Below are 18,109 nucleotides of genomic sequence, written 5' to 3' on the forward strand. Positions count from 1 at the left end.
TATGATCATAAAAAAAACCTCAGAGTTTACTTCCGAGGTTTTTTTGGGATAGAATCTTTGGATTATTCTACTTTGATGTTATCGATAATTATATCGTATTTTGTTTTTGATCCTGCTTTAAGTGCAAATAAATCACCTGTTTTATTGAGCGTTAAACCATTGATGTTTAATGTTATCAAACGCCACTCGTTGTTAGTGTTTACAGCGCCTATATATTGGTTGTTTCTGGCAGGATTTAATGAAATGTCCTGTGAACCAAATTCTCCTGCGTTAAAGAAAATTGTACCATCGGTCGTATACACGTTAAATGAAAGTGATTTGTTGGCAGCTCCTTTTACCCAAAGCGTAATTTTTGTTGTTTTTTCTGGGATGGTAAGCGTACCAGCGTTTACGGTAAATACGTATGGGTTGGTATCTAAGGTTGTGCCGTTTAGATGAAATGCATTAGATCCATCTCTACCTAATCCGATTCCTTGTACTGCTAAATCTTTTCCAAGTCCGAAACGGTTAAGTGAACCGAGAAAAGTAGTCCAGTCTTCAAAGTCTGCTCCCGCAAATAAGAAGTTGGCTGCTTCAGAACTCGATCCTCCTTCGTTTCCTCCACCTCCGGTGTCACCAAAACGTGGTTGATCGAATTTTACGTCATCGGTGTCACGTATGTACAGTTGATAACTGGTACCGTATTTACTTACTATTACGGTAATTTCGCCTGATCCTTCTGGTAATTCGTTACCAGCCCACTTTGCAAATCCACTGTTTCGTAAGTCTACAGTTTTTCCTAAACGGTCTACCAATTTTCTGTTGAGTGTTTTTGGTGGATTATTGGTAACATCACCATAGGTAGCATCTCCTTTAGGATCCAAGAATTGGATATTTTTGATGGTTACTAATGTGTTGATGTGCTCATCTTTCAGGGCGTCTTTCAAGTTTTCGTAAACGGTCGGTACAGGAGTTTCTCCTTGATAGCAGAATTTAGCTACGTTTTTGGTAAGAACTTCTTCGGGCATACGATCTATCATGTAGGTTGTAGAAGGATCATCTACTCCAATTTTTAGAACTCCTCTATCCATTCCAGCAATTAATCCTTTTAGGTTTACTTGTACTTTTGCATATAAAGGATATTTGCTATATAGGTTCAAAGCTTCGGTTTCGATTTGGACTCCGTACGTAGGGTTTGAAACTTTATCTTGGATAGAAAATGTTTTGTAGAAGTTACCAGTTTCATCCGAACTGATCACATACCCGTCTACGATGTAGTCTTGGTTATCTGGGAATTTATATTGCCCATCTCCAACTAAAGCGAAAACATCTGCTAGGGTATGAGTTGCTTTTGTAACTTCTAAACAGTCGATAGGTGGCATTTTATAATCGTCGTCCTGAACGCAAGAATTGAGAGAAAGCGCAGCAACGGCAAATGCTATACTGGGAAAAAATTGTTTGATATTATACATTGTTAATAGTGTTTCGGGTTATTAATTAAAATCTAAAAATTAAATTGACAAAATAAGATCGTCCGATTCCATACCAATATTTTGGCCCGATGTTTTTCTGATAATTCGGGTTGATTGCATTGGTGTAAGAACCTAGACGTAATTGCTCGAATCCTCCAGTAATGTATTCTTTATTATCGAAAACATTGTTTACAGTACCACTGATAAGTGCGTAGTATTTGCCAATACGTTTAGAGAAACCTGCATTTAGGTTGAACATGAATTCGTCTGAAGTCTTGGTTTGATCGAAAATCATTTTCAGGCCTTCCTCGGTAACTGGTCCAGAATACCCTTCGAATACATGACGGGTTCTTCTATACGCTGCCATATCGATATAGTTGTTTCCTAAATAGTTTGCAGATGCTCCTACCCACCAATATTTAGGGTCACGATATTCTACACCTAATGACCCCCCAACTTGTGGACCAGCTGCAACAAAGTGATCTTTGAGGTAAGTATTTCCAAAGTTTTTGTAGGCTTCACCTGTTCCTGTGGTTGGATCCATTAAATCATCAGAAAATAAATAATAGTCAGGATTATTTGTATAGGTGTGTTGACCAGCAGCTACTACTAATGAGGTTTTGATGGTTGGTGTTACCTGTGCTTCGATCGCAAATTCTCCTCCGAGATGTTGTTTGTCTACTCCTGTAAGAACTTCTGCAGCGAAGTAAGTATTAGAACCTGTTGGCCCTTGACGTCCATCGATATAGCCAAAAGATTTTTCTGTTTCGTCTTCTATTTTGGTGTAGAATGCTGTTATACGTCCTTTGATTCTTGGTGCACGATAGATATAGCTAAGATCTCCGGTATAGATTTTTGCATTATCGATTGAAGCAATACTTATATCGTGAAGACGAGCATTTGGGAATACTTCGTCTGCTGTAGGTGCTTCGGTAGAATATTGCCCATTCAACGAAACGAAGTTACGACCGTTTAGTTTGAATAAGAATTGAGTTTTTACACCAAAATTGAAAAAGTCATACGTTTTACTTTTTCCATACGAATTATTCGTGTATAAATAATGTTGATATTTTCCATCACGGAAGAAATCTGTGTACGAAGCATGTGCTCCTAAAGTGAAATCTACCAAATCTCCTTTCAATTTCGTTTGGATAAATAAGTCTGCAAAATTTCTAACCACTTCATAGTTATACTCATAACGACCACCTTCACGAGCTACATAATCAGGGTCGAGCATGTTGTAGCTTCTGCGTTTTGTGTTGTTGGCGTAATCATCATCATTCGATACGTATTGTGCTCCCATTAGATCGTCTACTTCGCGGTACATTTCCGATTCGGTATGCTGATAGGCGAATGCAACTACTAGATCTATTTTATCGGTTAATTGCGACTTGAAGTTGGAGTTAAATGCATATACTTTATCTGCCGTAACATCTTTTGCTAACCAATAAACTGCACGCCCTCTTTCTTTTTCGTTTGAGTTATAATACATTGCGTAGTTTGCTTGGTATAAGCTGTTCCAGTCGATTTGTCCTACCTTACCCGTTTTCCATTTGTCTAGTTGGGCATTGTAGTCGGCTTCATTTGCTCCTGTTTTCCATAAATGGTAACTTGGTGCATTTCTGTAGTATGATGGCGATGGGTTGCTAGCTGCAAACCAATCTAATCGTGTTCCACTGTCTTCACCAAATTGGTAAGAAAGTGTAGTCGTTAATCTCGATTTTGGGTTGATATTCCAGTGATGTGTTAATTGAAATACTGGTTCGAATGTTTTACGAACGCGTTCACTTCGTTTATCTCCATCTTGCCACCCCCAATAGGCATTGTAATGAATTCCTTTGATATCGATAATCTCTTGTGTGTTTGGCGATCCTCCTGCTCGACGATTTGGTGCTCCAAAAGCCGTAAAATTCAAGGTATGATGTTCGTTGAATTTTTTCTCCGCTCCGATGAAAAGTGCATAAGCATCATAAAAAGTACCTTCGATTACTCCTTCTTCTGCCCATCTCTTAGAACCAGAAATCATCCAAGCCCATCCTTTTTCAGACAATCCAGAATTGTAAGTTAACATTACGCGCTGACGGTAAGAACGGTTCGATACTGAATAAGCCAAACCAAATCCTTTGCGCATTGTCGAAGGACGAGTATCGAAATTGGTTACCCCACCAATATCACCAAATGCTGTTTCTGCAGGGTCTATCCCATAAGTTAATTCTTGTGGACGACGAGTTACATCATTCAAACCTCCCCAGTTATTGAAGGTTGCTCGGCCATTGTCTATTTTATTCATCCGAATACCATTAAAATGGATATCGCTGTACTTATTATCATAGCCTCGTGGCTTAAACCAATATGCTCCTAGCTCATAGGCGGTTACACTTGCAAAGATGTCTTTCGATGATTGTAATAGACCTGCACTCGATGCCTGAGAAGATTCCTCTGAAGAAACTTCATCGTCACTCAATGTAATAAGCCCAACTTCGGCAGAAGCAGGATTGTAATTGATAAATAGGTCTCCTAAATCCAAATCCCTTTCTCCACTTACGGTAAATTCTATAAGATAAGGATCATAATTTGGCCCATTTACTCGTAGGGTGTACGAGCCATTCGGGACATTCATAAACTGGAAATATCCTATCCGATCGGTTGTTACCATTTCCTCGTACAAGCCTTCCAGCTTCACGTTCAGGTTGTAAACTTCCTTTTCCGTGCTACCATTTTTCACTACTCCATGTACTTTTGTTTGTCCGAACACGACCATCATAAAAGACAAGAAGAATGAAAGACTTAATAATAATTTATTCATTCAATACTAATTTTATTTTTAATTTTACATGCGACCTTTATGGGGTAACAAATTTAAGAAATAATTAATACTTTATGATGCTAAAACACAAATTAACGTTAATATTACACCTGCTTTTCGTATGTGTAATTCAGACGATTACCAATGCGCAACAATATAAAAGTGCTACGGTGGCCTTTTATAATATCGAAAACCTTTTCGATACAATAGAGTCTGCGGGATATATTAATGGACATTTACCGTTTAATGATCCTCATTATCATACCTCTATTCCGGTAGAAGATATAGACAAATACGAGGCAGAACCTTTTAAAATGCCGTACACTTACGAAAACCTGAAAAACAAAAAAGTGGTCCGTCCGCTAATTCTCCAAGACGAATTTCTACCAAGAGGAAAAAAAGTTTGGACGAGTCAACGCTATAACCAAAAAGTTAATAATATCGCTCGAGTACTATCTGAAATTGGCACAGATGTAACCAAAGTTCCGCCAGTAATTATTGGTTTGTGCGAAATAGAAAATAGTCAAAACATGATCGATATCGCTAATTCTCCTTTCCTCAATAAGTATAACTATGGTGTTGTGCATTTTAATTCATTCGATGCGCGTGGAGTAGATGTTGGGTTGATGTATCAAAAAGATCGCTTTACTGTGACATATGCAAGACCTTACCCGATATTCAATTACGATAAAGATGGCTCTCGTCGTTATACACGTGATATTCTTTTGGTTACGGGACTCTTAGATGGTGAAGAAATTTCTTTCTTGGTCAACCACTGGCCATCACGTAGTGGAGGTGAAAAAGTTTCGATGCCAGGTAGGATAGAAGCAGCGAAAGTCATGAGAGGTATTTTTGATGAGTTGAAACAAAAAAATCCGAATGCAAAAGTTATCGCCATGGGAGATTTTAACGACGATCCAGTGAGTCCAAGTATCCGGAATACATTCAAAGCAGCAGCTGATAAGTCTTCTGTAAAAGAAGGCGGGTATTATAATCCGATGACAAAACTATTTAAGAAAGGTTATGGGACACTGGCATACCGTGACGCATGGAATCTTTTCGACCAGTTTATTTTTACCGCTTCATTGGTGACCAAAGAGAATGATTTCTCATCGTATAGAATTTTTAAAACCGAAATTTTTACTCGTGATTATCTTATCACCAAAGATGGCCAATGGAAAGGAACTCCCTACAGAATGTGGAGTGGTGACACCTATCGTGCAGACGGATATTCGGATCACTTCCCGATTTATACTATTCTTATCAAACAAGCAGAATGAATACATTAGATCAACTTTTCAAACATAAAAAGAACAATTTACTAGCAATCTATTTTACTGCAGGATATCCCAAACTTGACGATACTCCCAAGATAATCAAAGCTTTGGAGAAAAGTGGATCAGACCTTATCGAAGTTGGTATTCCTTATTCGGATCCATTAGCAGATGGATCGGTGATACAGAAAACCAGCGAACAAGCCCTGAAGAATGGGCTCACTATCGACGTACTTTTTCAGCAATTGGCAAGCGTTCAACCTTTACAAACGCCTATATTATTGATGGGATATTATAATCAATTGATGAAATATGGATTGGAAAAGTTTCTACAAAACTGTAAAAAAACAAACGTATCTGGTTTGATTATTCCTGATATGCCTGTAGAAATATATCAAGAACAACATCAAGCTATGTTCGAAGCCTATGACCAGAAAGTAGTGTTTCTCGTTACACCTAAAACTTCTGAAGAGCGTGCGCAAAAATTAATTGATGGCACAACTGGTTTCGTATATATTGTATCGAATTCTGCGACAACCGGAACCAGTAATAGTGCTTATAACGAAAGTTTCCTAAAGAGAATCAAAGAAAAACAGTTGTCGAAGCCGAGTTTGGTAGGTTTCGGAATTGCAACTGCTACCGATTACCAAAAAGCAACTAAGTTTGCAAACGGAGCCATAATAGGGAGTGCATTTCTTAAAATGCTCGGCGAAAGTGAAAATCTGGATCAAGCTATCGAACAATTTATTTATTCCATAAAAACAAAGGAAGCTTAGACTTCCTTTGTTTTTTTACTTCTTTTTCAATTTCACAGTAAAGTGTCGTAAAATAGGCGCTTCCCAAGCAATAGAGTAGCCTTTGGTGACTTCTTCTCTCCGATCGAAAACATTTTTCAGTGCCTTGGCAATATAATCCATGTGGTTTTGCGTATATGTTCTTCTTGGGATTGCTAATCGTAAGAGCTCGAGAGCTGGATAGCGATTTTCTCTAGTTTCTGGATCGCGATCTGCCAATAAAGTGCCAATTTCTACTCCACGAACACCAGCTTCTTTGTACAATTCTATACCTAAGGTTTGTGCTGGGAAATCATCTCTTTTTAGGTGAGGATAAAAACCCAGTGCATCTACAAAAACAGCATGGCCACCAATCGGATATTGTACTGGAATTCCATAACTTCTTAGTTTTTCACCCAAATAAATTACCTGCCCGATACGCGCTTGCAAATAGCTATGTTCTGTCGACTCTTGTAAACCTTGTGCCAAAGCAGCTAAATCTCTACCAGCCAGACCTCCGTAGGTTAAATAACCCTCGTAAATAATTCCGAAATTTCCAGCCTCTTGGTATAACTCTTCATTTTTCAGTGCTAGAAAACCTCCAATATTTACCAAACCATCTTTTTTAGAAGACATCGTCATACCGTCAGCATACGAAAACATTTCTTTGCAAATTTCTTTGATGGTTTGATGATGAAATTCTTTTTCACGTTCTTTTATAAAGAAGGCATTTTCGGCAAATCGTGCAGCATCAAAAAAAATCGGAATATTATACCGTTCCGATAAGGCTTTCACGGCACGAATATTTTCTATCGAAACTGGTTGACCACCAGAAGAATTACAAGTAATGGTAATCAGGGTGAACGGAATTTTTTCTTTTCCGTATTGCTGATATATTTTTTCCAGCTTTTCTATGTCGATATTTCCTTTAAAAGGGTAAGGATCGTCTATAGAGAAAGCCTCGTCGATCGTACAATCAACTGCATGTGCTTTCCTAAATTCTATGTGCCCTTTTGTCGTATCAAAATGCGTATTGCCCGGAATAATATGGCCTTCTTTTACCAGTACAGAGAACAATACATTTTCGGCAGCTCTGCCCTGATGTGTTGGCAAAAGATAGGGAAAACCAGTAAGTTGCTCCACCGTATCTTTTAGTTTTTTGAAGGATGAAGAACCTGCATAACTTTCGTCACCAGTCATCATTTCTGCCCATTGCTTATCAGACATGGCTCCGGTTCCGCTATCGGTAAGAAGATCGATAATCACCTGATTGCTCTGTAGATTAAACAAATTATACTCAGCGTCTTCTATCCATTTTTCTCTTTCTTCGCGAGTAGAAAAATTTATTTCTTCTATGGTCTTGATGCGATACGGTTCTATAAAAGGTAATTTCATTTTTTTTGTGATTTTGAACTTTAAATGTAGGAGAATTTTTGATGAAAAATAAGTAGATTTAAAGAATTCTTTAGAAGAGTACTAAAAAATGAAAAAGCTTGATGTTACTTCTTTGATGCAATCCGATCAAAACCAAGAACAATTTAGGTATTGTTCGGTTTGTCGGGTATCGATTGTTGATAAGAACTTTGTAGTAGAAAAAGCCTATAAAAAAGATTATCTAGAAAATGATTGGGTAATGGTTTTTGAGTTGGCTGTTTGCGATGCTTGTCGATTGCAAATGAATCGAGATATTTCTAGCGAATCGAAAAAAAATATTCAACAATTTCTTCATGATAAAGCTCAAATTATCCAAGAAAATAAAACTCAAGTCATTGAAAAGCTGAAGCAACTGCAAGAAAAAAATCAATGTTTTTTGACGGGTAAATCGATAGATGATTGCCAAGAGTTTCAGGTTGTTTTGTTGCATTCTCCTACGATGAATTTGCCGTCTACGCCGTTGTTTATTTCTGATGATGCGATCGAGATGTATCAGGCTTTGTTATCAGACCATACCAAAGGTTTTTTTGATGATTTTATGGATAACCTCAACGGTTTACCACCAGAAATAGAGGAGCTTTTTAGATCTAAAAAATCGTTAGTTTTGTTGTGATTTTTTTTCTACCGTATCATAATAAAGGAGCTAATAATCTACAAAGAGAGGCAATCCCACGGTGAATCATCGGGATAGATTTCCATTGTTGATAGGTGATTTTTCGCGTGTCGAGTAAATCCAACTTAAATTGTTGGTATAACTTTTTTATTGCTTTCTTATCATAAAAAACAGCTGTAATCTCGAAATTGATAAAAAAACTTCGGTTGTCTAGATTCACTGTTCCCACAAAAGCAATCTCGTTATCGACCGTAATCGTTTTCGCATGGATAAATCCTTTTTGGTAGAGATGAACATTGACACCACGTTTCATCAGGCTTTTAAGGAAAGATAGCGAAGCTTGTTGCACTATAAACGAATCGCCTTTTTCGGGTAGGATGAGGTTGACTTCTACACCACTAGAAACAGCGATTAATAAGGCAGACTTGAATTCATCTGACGGGATGAAATAAGGAGTTGTGATACAGATCTTTTCTTTTGCCAAGGAGATTGCTAGAATCATGGATTCCATTGCCGAGGGGACATCAGACCCGGGTGAAGTGTACGAGAAGCCTATAACAGACTCAATAGATCTGTATGTAATTTTCTGTTCTGGGAAATGATATTCAGCTTCGTCCATCGAGTACATTTGGCCTTGGGTCATCGACCAGCTTAACCAGAACTGTAACTCTAACATATCAACCGATTCGCCTCGAATGCAGAGAGAAGTATCTCGCCAATACAATTTATTTTTGTCGCTGTAGGGAGGAGTATTGATGTAGCGGTCGGAAATGTTGATACCCCCGACAAAAGCAATTTCTGCATCTACAATCATTATCTTTCTATGATTACGATAGTTAGAATTTGCCAAAGAAGAAAAGTGGACTGGTAAAAAAGTCTGACACTGAATCAAGCTATCCTCAAAAATTTTTTTTGCTTTTTTTATTAGTTTTGGTGATCCAAATCCATCTACGATTATGCGAACAATGACACCGTTTGCTGCTTTATTTTTGAGAATTTCAATCACTTCTTGGCCTATTTGGTCCAACTCAAAAATATAATATTCTAGATGGATATGATGTTTAGCTTGTCGAAGAACTTCTAGAAATCGAGGAAACTTTTCCTCTCCATTGATCAATACTTCTAGCTGATTATCAAGGTATGAGGGAGAAGAAAGGCTGTGGTACAAATATTGAAAAACTTTACTAAAATTACCGGTTTGTTCTGTAATTAGTTGTTGGTTACTGCTATTAAACGAACTTATGCTGTGCCAACGTTCGATGATTTGGCGTTGTTGTTTGGTATCTATTCGGGATAATGTTTTTTCTTTATTGAATTTTTGCCCAAAAAAGAAATAGAATAATAAACCAATAATGGGTAGAAAAACAATGACCAAAATCCAAGCAATAGTTTTTTCGGGTTTTCTATTTTCGATGAGAATGGTAAGAATCAAAACCAAATAAATAAGCGTTAGCGGGATCCAGTACCACTCTACCAAAAATTGCCATAGTTGATGTAGGATATGTGTTGCTTCTGCCAAGGTAAAATCTTATTATACTAAAATAAAAAAAACTCATCATAAAGGATGAGTTTTTAGGTTGTATTTTTGGGATTTGTCTATTCTACAAGTAAGATAAAATAGTTTTTCTTTCCTTTTTGCAGTAATACGTACTTGTCGTTTATTAGATGAGAAGTATCGAGGATAAATTCATCGGTAATTTTTTCTTTATTTACCGAAATAGCATTTGTTGCTAATTCTCTTCTCGCTTCTGAATTTGATTTTAAGAAACCTGATTTTTCTACTAAAACATCGACAATGGCTAAGCCGTTTTCTAAATCTTCTTTGGTAATTATTGCTTGTGGAACACCTTCGAAAACCGATAAGAATGTATCGGTATCTAAGCTTTTCAGATCTTCTGAGGTGGATTTACCAAACAACATCTGCGATGCTTTTTCGGCTTTATGAAGCTCATCAACACCGTGTACCATGATGGTAATTTCGGTTGCTAGTTTGCGTTGAAGTTCACGAAGATGAGGTTCTTTTCTATGGTGCTCTATGAGATCGTCGATAGTTTCTTTATCGAGGAATGTATAAATTTTGATATATTTTTCGCAATCAGCATCGGCTTGGTTGAGCCAAAATTGATAGAATTTATAAGGTGAAGTTCTTTTTTTGTCTAACCAAATGTTTTCTCCACCTTCAGATTTACCGAATTTTGTTCCGTCTGCTTTTGTGGTCAAAGGACAAGTAAAAGCAAAGGCTTCTCCTTGTATCGTTCGACGAATAAGTTCTGTCCCTGTAGTGATGTTTCCCCACTGATCAGATCCACCCATTTGTAGTTTGACGCCGAGTTTTTCGTATAAGTAAAGATAGTCATACCCCTGAATCAATTGATAGGTAAATTCGGTAAAAGACATACCGACGTTGGATTCGGCAGAAAGGCGCGATTTCACAGAGTCTTTTGCCATCATATAATTTACGGTTAGATGCTTCCCGACGTTGCGAACAAAATCGATGAAGGAGAAGTCTTTCATCCAATCATAATTGTTAACTAAGATTGCAGAGTTGCCATTTCGCCCATCAAAATCGAGGAATCGAGCAAGTTGAGCTTTTATTCCGTTGACGTATTTTTCTAGGGTTTCTTCGTCGAGTAAATTGCGTTCTGCACTTTTCCCAGTTGGGTCACCTATCATTCCAGTTGCTCCTCCTACTAAGGCGACAGGGCGATGACCGTGACGTTGTAAATGCACTAACAGAAAAATGGGCACTAAGCTACCAACGTGTAACGAATCGGCAGTTGGGTCGAAGCCTACATAACCGGTAGTCATTTCTTTGTTTAGTTGTTCGGCTGTTCCTGGCATGATGTTGTGGATAAGTCCACGCCATGTCAATTCTTCTATTAGAGGGTTATTCATTTTTTTTGCTAAGGTGGGTTTTTTTATAAATACTCGTTAAATAATTATCGTACAAAGGTATAATATATCTGGCAATTTTTTTAGTATCATGGTAGGAAAGTGGAGCGAATTTTCTAACTTCCGAGAAGATTTATCGCTTATGCAATCTATTTTGTTCGAAAATGCATCCCTAAAATGGATCGATTTAGAGAATCCTACCAAAGAAGAATTAGAAGAATTGGGCAGAGTTTATCAGTTCAATCGTTTTACTTTGGCAGATAATTTAGAGCCTGGTCATCTGCCAAAATTCGAATCCGATGTTTTGATTTCTTTTCTTTTGGTTCGGTTTTATGGTAAAGATAAACATCAGCACCAAAATATTGTGCGCGAATTTAGTCACAAAATTGGGGTTTATTTCAACGAGAATATTGTGTTAACTATTCATCAAAAACCAACCAATTTGCTGGTGCAGGCTAAGGAGGCTTGTTTGATGAAGAATAGGGATCATCAAAAAATTAATTCGAAATTGTTGTTGTATTATATTTTGCGACAAACCTTATTGTCTTATCAATTGCCAGGGGAGAAGATGATGGAAAAGATTGACGCTTTCGAGACCATTGTTTTTTCGGATAAATCGAATAAAATTACATTGAAGAAAATTTTTCAGTTGAAACGAGAAGCTTCGTCCTGCAAGAAAATTCTAAGTTTGATGGATGATGTGATAAAGGAGCTGACGATTTTCCAGAAGAATCCTAGTCAGTTTCAGGATTTACGAGAATCGAGTCAGAAATATCTACATTTTTATTCTCAGATTTTAGATGATATCCAAAATTTGATTGCGATTTTCATGTCTTTATCCAATCAAAAAACAAATGATATTATGAAGTTGTTGACGATTTTTTCTGCATTTTTCTTGCCCTTAACTTTTATGGTTGGTGTGTATGGGATGAATTTCGAATATATGCCCGAATTGGCTTATAGATATGGCTATCCTATTTGTTTGGTTGCGATGATTGCCATTGTTATTTTTATCTATTTTTGGTTTAAGAAGAAACAGATATTATAGTACGACTAGTTGGTTGACCTTACGATCGTTAGTATATCTCTTTGTAAAAAAAGAGACTGTCTATGAAGACAGTCTCTGATTAAATATTAATACACTATTATTGAGTTGGGTTTTGTTCGATCAAAGGGTTAGAGTTAATTTCTTGCCTCGGAATTAACCATTGCCAACGTGGATCATTCGGCTCAATCGTGTATAGATTGTTGATAACTGTGGTGTTTTGGTTTGCATCTTTTCTATTGAGAGGTAAACCTAAACGTTTGAGGTCGAAAAATCTAAAACCTTCTCCCCAAAGCTCTATACGTCTATTGAGCAATATTTCTTCATAGTATTCTTCTCCTGTTTTGGTGAAGTCGCTAAATTCGTTATCTCTTGCTTGTATAAGCTGTTTAAGGATTAGTTTAGAACCGTCTTCGTTACCTAATTTATATTTAGCTTCTGCTTCTATTAGGTACATTTCTGCAGCTCTCATAAATGGAACATCTCCTAATGAAATCGAAAAAGATTGGGCTAAGAACTTTTGTGAAGTGTACGGGTGTCTCGAAAAGTTGCGAGGTAGTTTTAATGAAGCATGTTCGCCCGTAGGGTCAACCAATTCTTTACGTACGTCTGAGTTCGGGAATGCATTGTATAGGTTAACATTCATTACTTTCGGTGCTAGTCGTATTTGTGTAGAACTGTAATTTCTCGACATATATGCGTGGAAATTCCCAAAATAGTCTGTTTGGTCACTTACTATTTTTATTCCCCACATCCACTCTGGGTTATTGTAATTATTGAAACCTTCCATATATTCTTCGCGAGACATCAGTTTGAATGGTGTTCTTGCAAGTGCTGCGTATTCTGCGGCCTTGGCATAGTTTTGTTGCACGAGTGCCACACGAGCTTTTAGACCTCTAACATTGTTAACGCTAAAATGCGAGACGTTTGCTTGGTCTTTACCTTCTAAAAGTTCTTCTGCTTTGTCTAGATCTTTCCATATTTGCTCATAGACTTCAGCAACGGTAGCTCTTGCTTTTGGTCCGATATCGGTTGGGTCGAGACGTACAACTATTCCAGGGTTTGCATTTGCTTCGCCTGCAACATAGCGCTTGCCATATATTTGTACAAGTTGAAAATAGCTAAATGCGCGGTAGGCATAAGCTTGCCCTATTGCGTTTTCTTTCAACTCTAGGTCTCCTGAGGCCTTTTCACCATAAGTGATAATTGTATTGGCATTTCTTGCCATCGAATACCAAAATAGCCATGGATAGGAAATATCGCTAGCAGATTCGTTGTTGGTGTGTAACCAACGTATAGCAGAAACAAACCATCCGTTTCCTGTAGAAGGGAAGATAACATCATCTCCCATTACATCAGAAAAGATTAATTGAGCGGTGTACCCGTTTTGTCCTTGACTTCTGTTTTGTCTCGTATACATATTTCTATGCATTCCGTTTATTGCTGCCATCAAGTTGTCTGCAGTTGACATTGCTGCTTGTTCACTAACAGACGAGGTTGGCTCGGTATCCAAATAGTCATCTGAACAGCTACTCAATAGTAAGCTTAGACCTAATAAAGTTGATGTAAGGATTTTTATTTTTTTCATGATTTTTTATTTTTTTAGAATGAAACATTTAGTCCTAAAGCTACTATCCTAGATGGTGTGTAACGATAAGAAGTATGTCCGTTAAAAGATTGAGCAGGTTCTAGACCTTTCCTCTTAGTTGCCGAGAATAGGTTTTCTCCACTAACAAAAACTTTCAATGCAGTTATGCCTAAATTTTTGATATCATCTTGCTTAAAGGTGTACCCAAATTGTGCATTCTTCAAAGCTAAATAATCCGCATCTACTAACCATCTGCTTGAAACAGCTCCTGCTGCCGAAGTGTTCTGTGTACTTACAATTGGTACATTTGTAATATCACCTGGTTTTTTCCAAGCATTTAGCATATCAACATGCATTGCTTTACCTTCTGCATAGGATCCCATAAGTGATGCATAGTTAGAATCATATATCTTCCCACCAATTTGATAGGTAAATAGTGCATTTAGATAAAAGCCATTGTATTTGAATTCTGTACTAAAATATCCTCCAACATCTGGTATTGCTGTTCCAGAGTAATCATATAGTGCGTTGTTGTGGTTTGTTGTAACAACAGTGCCATCTGCCATTGTGCGTGTATCGGCATTGGCATTTATTTTAGGATCTTGAATATATAAAGGTGCTCCATCTGTAGGGTCTACACCATACCATTGACGAAGCCAGAAATCGTACGGAGAGTGTCCTTTTGCTAGTCGTTGAGCATTGCTGATAATTTCTTCTTGACCTTCTGGCATTTTTATCATTTCAGTATCATATAGGGTTGCAGCTAGATTCAGGTTCCACTCGAAGCTTTCATTTTTTATTAACCCTAAGTTTAGCCCAAACTCCCATCCACTATTTTTCATTGTTCCTACGTTTTTGTAAATACCATTATTAGGAACACCCGCAGAGCCTGGAGTTGGTACTCGGAATATCATGTCTTCTGTTCTTCTGTCGAAATATTCTACAACTCCCGAAATACGATTCTGGAAGAATCCGAACTCTAAGGCAACATCAAACTGATTGTTAGATTCCCATGTTAGATCAGGATTTCCTTGTTGTGTAATATAGATACCTGGTTCTTCTGCATTATCATAGCTTAGTGAATATAGGTTGCGATCAGCTTGCCATCCAGGTGCAGATCCGTTTCCTCCGTCATTACCAACTTGCCCGTACGAAGAGCGAAGCTTTAATTGACTAACGCTTGAGTTGTGAGACAAAAAGTCTTCTCTATGAATATTCCATCCAGCTCCTGCTGACCAAAATGTTCCAGAGTTATTGTCTTTTGAAAATCGTGAAGATTTATCATTTCTTACCGATAATGAAACTAAGTATTTGCTATTGAAATCATAGTTTAATCGACTGAACCATGACTCTTTTCTTATCTTGTTGCTATACCCTGTTTGGGTCGTGGTCAAAACAAAGTTCGAAAACTCATAATTGTTCGAAACTTTTTCCTTTATCTTACGATGGTATTGATATTCGTATCCATATTCATACGATTCATGCCCTACAAGAATATTGAAGTTGTGATTGTCGAATGATTTATTATAGTTAAGTATTTGGTTTATTGTAGTACCTGTATATTTGTATAATTCATTTGATAAAGCTCCTGTACCTGCAGCGTCGCCAATAACTTTATTTGTATATTGTCTGTTATTTTCGTTTCGATAATCGTAGGTAGCATTACCTGTAAATGTTAAGCCTTTGGCTAGCTTTAGTTCTGTGAAGAATCTAGAATTGATAGATTCTGCAGTGAACAAAACATCATTTAATAGAGTTTCTTGTATAACGTTACGTCCGCTGTGAGCTCCTGATCCACGTCCACGGCTAATTATACCATCATATACTAAGTTGCCGTCATCATCATACACCTGTTTACCTGTTTTGTCATAGTAAAAAGGAGAATAAATAGGACCTATAGAACGTGTAAAGAAGAACGGATTAATGTATGAGGTGCCTCCACTATCATTAGCCAATTTACTTTTAACTTTCGATCCACTAAGGTTTACTCCTAGCTTCAACCAATCAGTTACCTGACTATCAGCAGATGCACGTGCTGTATAACGTTCAAAATCAGATTTAATTACATAACCTCCCTCATTATTGTATCCAATAGAGGCATAGAAGTTAGAATTTTCTGTAGAAGCACCGTAGTTAAGATCGTATCTATTTACTTGACCTGTTTTGTTGAGGTATTTATTCCAATCGAAGTCATTGTAGAGTAAGCTTGCGCCTGGATTAAAAATCCCATCTACAACTAATTGGCTATCATCTACATTATAAATGTTGTTTTTCAGGTTATCTTTGATTAGTGCTCCAGATGCATAGGCATTCGCTTGTTCTACAGTAGCATTAGGATTGGTTTGTAGATAACCGTTTCGCATTGCTTCCCAAGCTAATACGTAGTACTCTTTACTACCAATTCTTTCATATTCTTTTATTCCACGACTCACAACACCAGAGTAAGCACTAAAGTTAAAAGAACCCTTTCCTTTTCTTCCTTTTTTGGTTGTAATCATTACCACGCCGTTTGCAGCAGAGGCTCCGTATAGAGAAGTAGAAGCGGCATCCTTAAGAATGTTTATCGATTCGATATCATTAGGGTTAAGGTCGGAAATACTTCCCGTATAAATTGCACCGTCAACAACATATAAAGGGCTGTTGGATAAATTGTAAGATGAATTTCCTCTAATTCTTACGCTCAATCCACTACCTGGTTGCCCAGACCCTGTAGAAACCTGAACGCCAGGAGAAGAACCTTCTAATACTTTGGCTACGTTGGATATTACACGGTTTTCTATTTGCTCTTGCTTTATAACAGAGTTAGAGCCGACAACATTTTCTTTCTTTTCTACCCCATAAGCAACTACTACCAACTCTTCCAAGTCTATAGTAGAAGAGCTTGATTTTAATTTAAGGTTTCCTAAGGTTGTAGAGGTTACCAAGAACTCTTGATTGTTAATGATTAGAGTGTCTCCTATTTTCGCATCAATCTCAAAGTTACCATTTTCATCCGTATACGTTACGGTATTTGTTCCTTTGATACGCACTTCAACATCATCTTCTGGCAGGCCATTGTCATCTTCTACACGACCCTGTGTCTGTCCAAATGCATATGTCCCAAATCCTAGAAAAAGGAGTAAACTTAATTTTACAATTTTTTTCTTCATGGTTTAATTTAAATTTAACAGACCGTAAACATAATAAAAATTTTATAAAAAAATGTTAAAGGAAAATTTTGTTATTTTTGTTTGATGATTTTTATAACGGGAGGAACTGGTTTGGTCGGATGCAATCTGCTATTGCGTTTGACAAGTGAATATGAAAAAATTATTGCTTTTCGGCGGGTAAATTCGGATATTTCTATAGTCGAACGCTTTTTTATTCAAAATAAGGCAATAGATCGTTGGCAAAAAATAGAATGGAGAGTAGGCGATCTATCCGATATCTCTTCTCTGCCAGAATTGTTGCAAGGCGTAACCACGATTTTTCATGCCGCAGCAATGGTCAGTTTCGACCCGAAAAAGAAAAAACAACTCTGGGAAAGCAATGTAGAAGTAACAACAAACTTGGTCAATGCAGCGATAGAAGCAAAAGTCGAAGAATTTATCTATCTAAGTTCTATTGCAACCATGGACGACAGAAACCCTATTACCAAAAAAATAGACGAAGATTCTTACTTCAACCAAAGTAAAAAACATAGCTCTTATGCACTAACAAAATTCAGAGCAGAAATGGAAGTTTGGCGTGGATCTCAAGAGGGCCTTAGAACCATTATCGTTAATCCTTCGATTATTATAGGTAGTTTGGATGGAAAAAGAGAAAGCGAACGTCTCTTTCAGAAAAGTTGGAGCAATCGATTTGCACCTGCTGGTGGAACTGGTTTTGTTGATGTTCGTGATGTTGTAGAAATTATTATACGTTTACGAAAAGAAAAAGCATATGAAGAACGCTTCTTGATTAATAGCGAAAATACAGCCTATCAATTGGTTTTGGGGCAAGTAGCCGGCTATTATGGTAAAAGAATAAAAAAAATCCCAACCTCTTTTTTATATACCGTTCATTATTTATCAAAAATAGGACGCTGGATAGGATTGCCTTGGCTAGACAAAGGTACATTAGAGGCAATCACACAAATGAGTGTATACGACAATAATAAAGTAAAAGAGAAGCTTTCGTATAATTTTATTTCGGTAGAAAATGCAATTGCATATCATTTCGATCAATATCAAAAACTAAAATAGTATTTTTGCA

At 37.2% G+C, this 18,109-nt stretch carries 12 protein-coding genes; 5 read left to right on the forward strand and 7 right to left on the reverse strand.

Translation table 11 applies throughout. The annotated features are described in order from the left end of the window. Nucleotides 1–62 precede the first annotated feature (62 nt). Together WEEVI_RS05620 and WEEVI_RS05625 are read right to left on the reverse strand one after the other, a co-directional pair. Complete coding sequence (locus WEEVI_RS05620) at nt 63–1,451, reverse strand: DUF5689 domain-containing protein (RefSeq protein WP_013598189.1); 1,389 nt, start codon at nt 1,449–1,451, stop codon at nt 63–65. A gap of 25 nt (nt 1,452–1,476) precedes the next feature. Further along, the gene (locus WEEVI_RS05625) at nt 1,477–4,257 is read right to left on the reverse strand and encodes a carboxypeptidase regulatory-like domain-containing protein (protein ID WP_013598190.1); all 2,781 of its coding nucleotides are present in this window, start codon (nt 4,255–4,257) and stop codon (nt 1,477–1,479) included. A 74-nt stretch (nt 4,258–4,331) separates the two neighbouring features. Here WEEVI_RS05625 and WEEVI_RS05630 point away from each other — a divergent pair, with 74 nt between their 5' ends. Together WEEVI_RS05630 and trpA are read left to right on the forward strand one after the other, a co-directional pair. Continuing rightward, nucleotides 4,332–5,537, forward strand: coding sequence for an endonuclease/exonuclease/phosphatase family protein (locus WEEVI_RS05630; protein WP_041942099.1), 1,206 nt, complete (start codon nt 4,332–4,334; stop codon nt 5,535–5,537). After that, nucleotides 5,534–6,307, forward strand: a complete 774-nt coding sequence (gene trpA, locus WEEVI_RS05635) for a tryptophan synthase subunit alpha (RefSeq protein WP_013598192.1) — start codon at nt 5,534–5,536, stop codon at nt 6,305–6,307. The genes WEEVI_RS05630 and trpA overlap by 4 nt, the downstream gene beginning before the upstream one ends. A gap of 15 nt (nt 6,308–6,322) precedes the next feature. Here trpA and tnaA read toward each other — a convergent pair whose 3' ends face one another. Beyond that, nucleotides 6,323–7,699 carry a tryptophanase TnaA gene (tnaA, locus tag WEEVI_RS05640; RefSeq protein ID WP_013598193.1) on the reverse strand — a complete coding sequence of 459 codons (1,377 nt, stop codon included), beginning with the start codon at nt 7,697–7,699 and terminating at the stop codon, nt 6,323–6,325. An 88-nt stretch (nt 7,700–7,787) separates the two neighbouring features. Between tnaA and WEEVI_RS05645 the strand changes: the two genes are divergently transcribed. After that, complete coding sequence (locus WEEVI_RS05645; RefSeq protein ID WP_013598194.1) at nt 7,788–8,351, forward strand: hypothetical protein; 564 nt, start codon at nt 7,788–7,790, stop codon at nt 8,349–8,351. A gap of 16 nt (nt 8,352–8,367) precedes the next feature. Here WEEVI_RS05645 and cls read toward each other — a convergent pair whose 3' ends face one another. Beyond that, nucleotides 8,368–9,870, reverse strand: a complete 1,503-nt coding sequence (gene cls, locus WEEVI_RS05650; RefSeq protein WP_013598195.1) for a cardiolipin synthase — start codon at nt 9,868–9,870, stop codon at nt 8,368–8,370. Nucleotides 9,871–9,947: 77 nt separating this feature from the next. Next, entirely contained in the window at nt 9,948–11,246 is a 1,299-nt protein-coding gene (tyrS, locus tag WEEVI_RS05655; RefSeq protein ID WP_013598196.1) for a tyrosine--tRNA ligase, read from the reverse strand. 88 nt (nt 11,247–11,334) lie between these two features. On the opposite strand from tyrS, the gene WEEVI_RS05660 reads away from it, so the two are divergent. After that, a complete protein-coding gene (locus WEEVI_RS05660) occupies nt 11,335–12,291 on the forward strand; it encodes a magnesium transporter CorA family protein (RefSeq protein WP_013598197.1) in 957 nt (318 codons plus the stop codon). Between the two features lie 97 nt (nt 12,292–12,388). On the opposite strand, the gene WEEVI_RS05665 is transcribed toward WEEVI_RS05660, so the two are convergent. Together WEEVI_RS05665 and WEEVI_RS05670 are read right to left on the reverse strand one after the other, a co-directional pair. Beyond that, a complete protein-coding gene (locus WEEVI_RS05665; RefSeq protein WP_013598198.1) occupies nt 12,389–13,876 on the reverse strand; it encodes a RagB/SusD family nutrient uptake outer membrane protein in 1,488 nt (495 codons plus the stop codon). A 14-nt stretch (nt 13,877–13,890) separates the two neighbouring features. Continuing rightward, nucleotides 13,891–17,025: a SusC/RagA family TonB-linked outer membrane protein gene (locus tag WEEVI_RS05670; protein ID WP_013598199.1), complete on the reverse strand. Its 3,135-nt coding sequence runs from the start codon at nt 17,023–17,025 to the stop codon at nt 13,891–13,893. A gap of 84 nt (nt 17,026–17,109) precedes the next feature. Here WEEVI_RS05670 and WEEVI_RS05675 point away from each other — a divergent pair, with 84 nt between their 5' ends. Continuing rightward, nucleotides 17,110–18,099, forward strand: coding sequence for an NAD-dependent epimerase/dehydratase family protein (locus WEEVI_RS05675; protein ID WP_013598200.1), 990 nt, complete (start codon nt 17,110–17,112; stop codon nt 18,097–18,099). Nucleotides 18,100–18,109: the final 10 nt, after the last annotated feature.

It is taken from the genome of Weeksella virosa DSM 16922 (assembly GCF_000189415.1).
In the GTDB taxonomy this organism is placed as follows: Bacteria; Bacteroidota; Bacteroidia; order Flavobacteriales; family Weeksellaceae; genus Weeksella; species Weeksella virosa.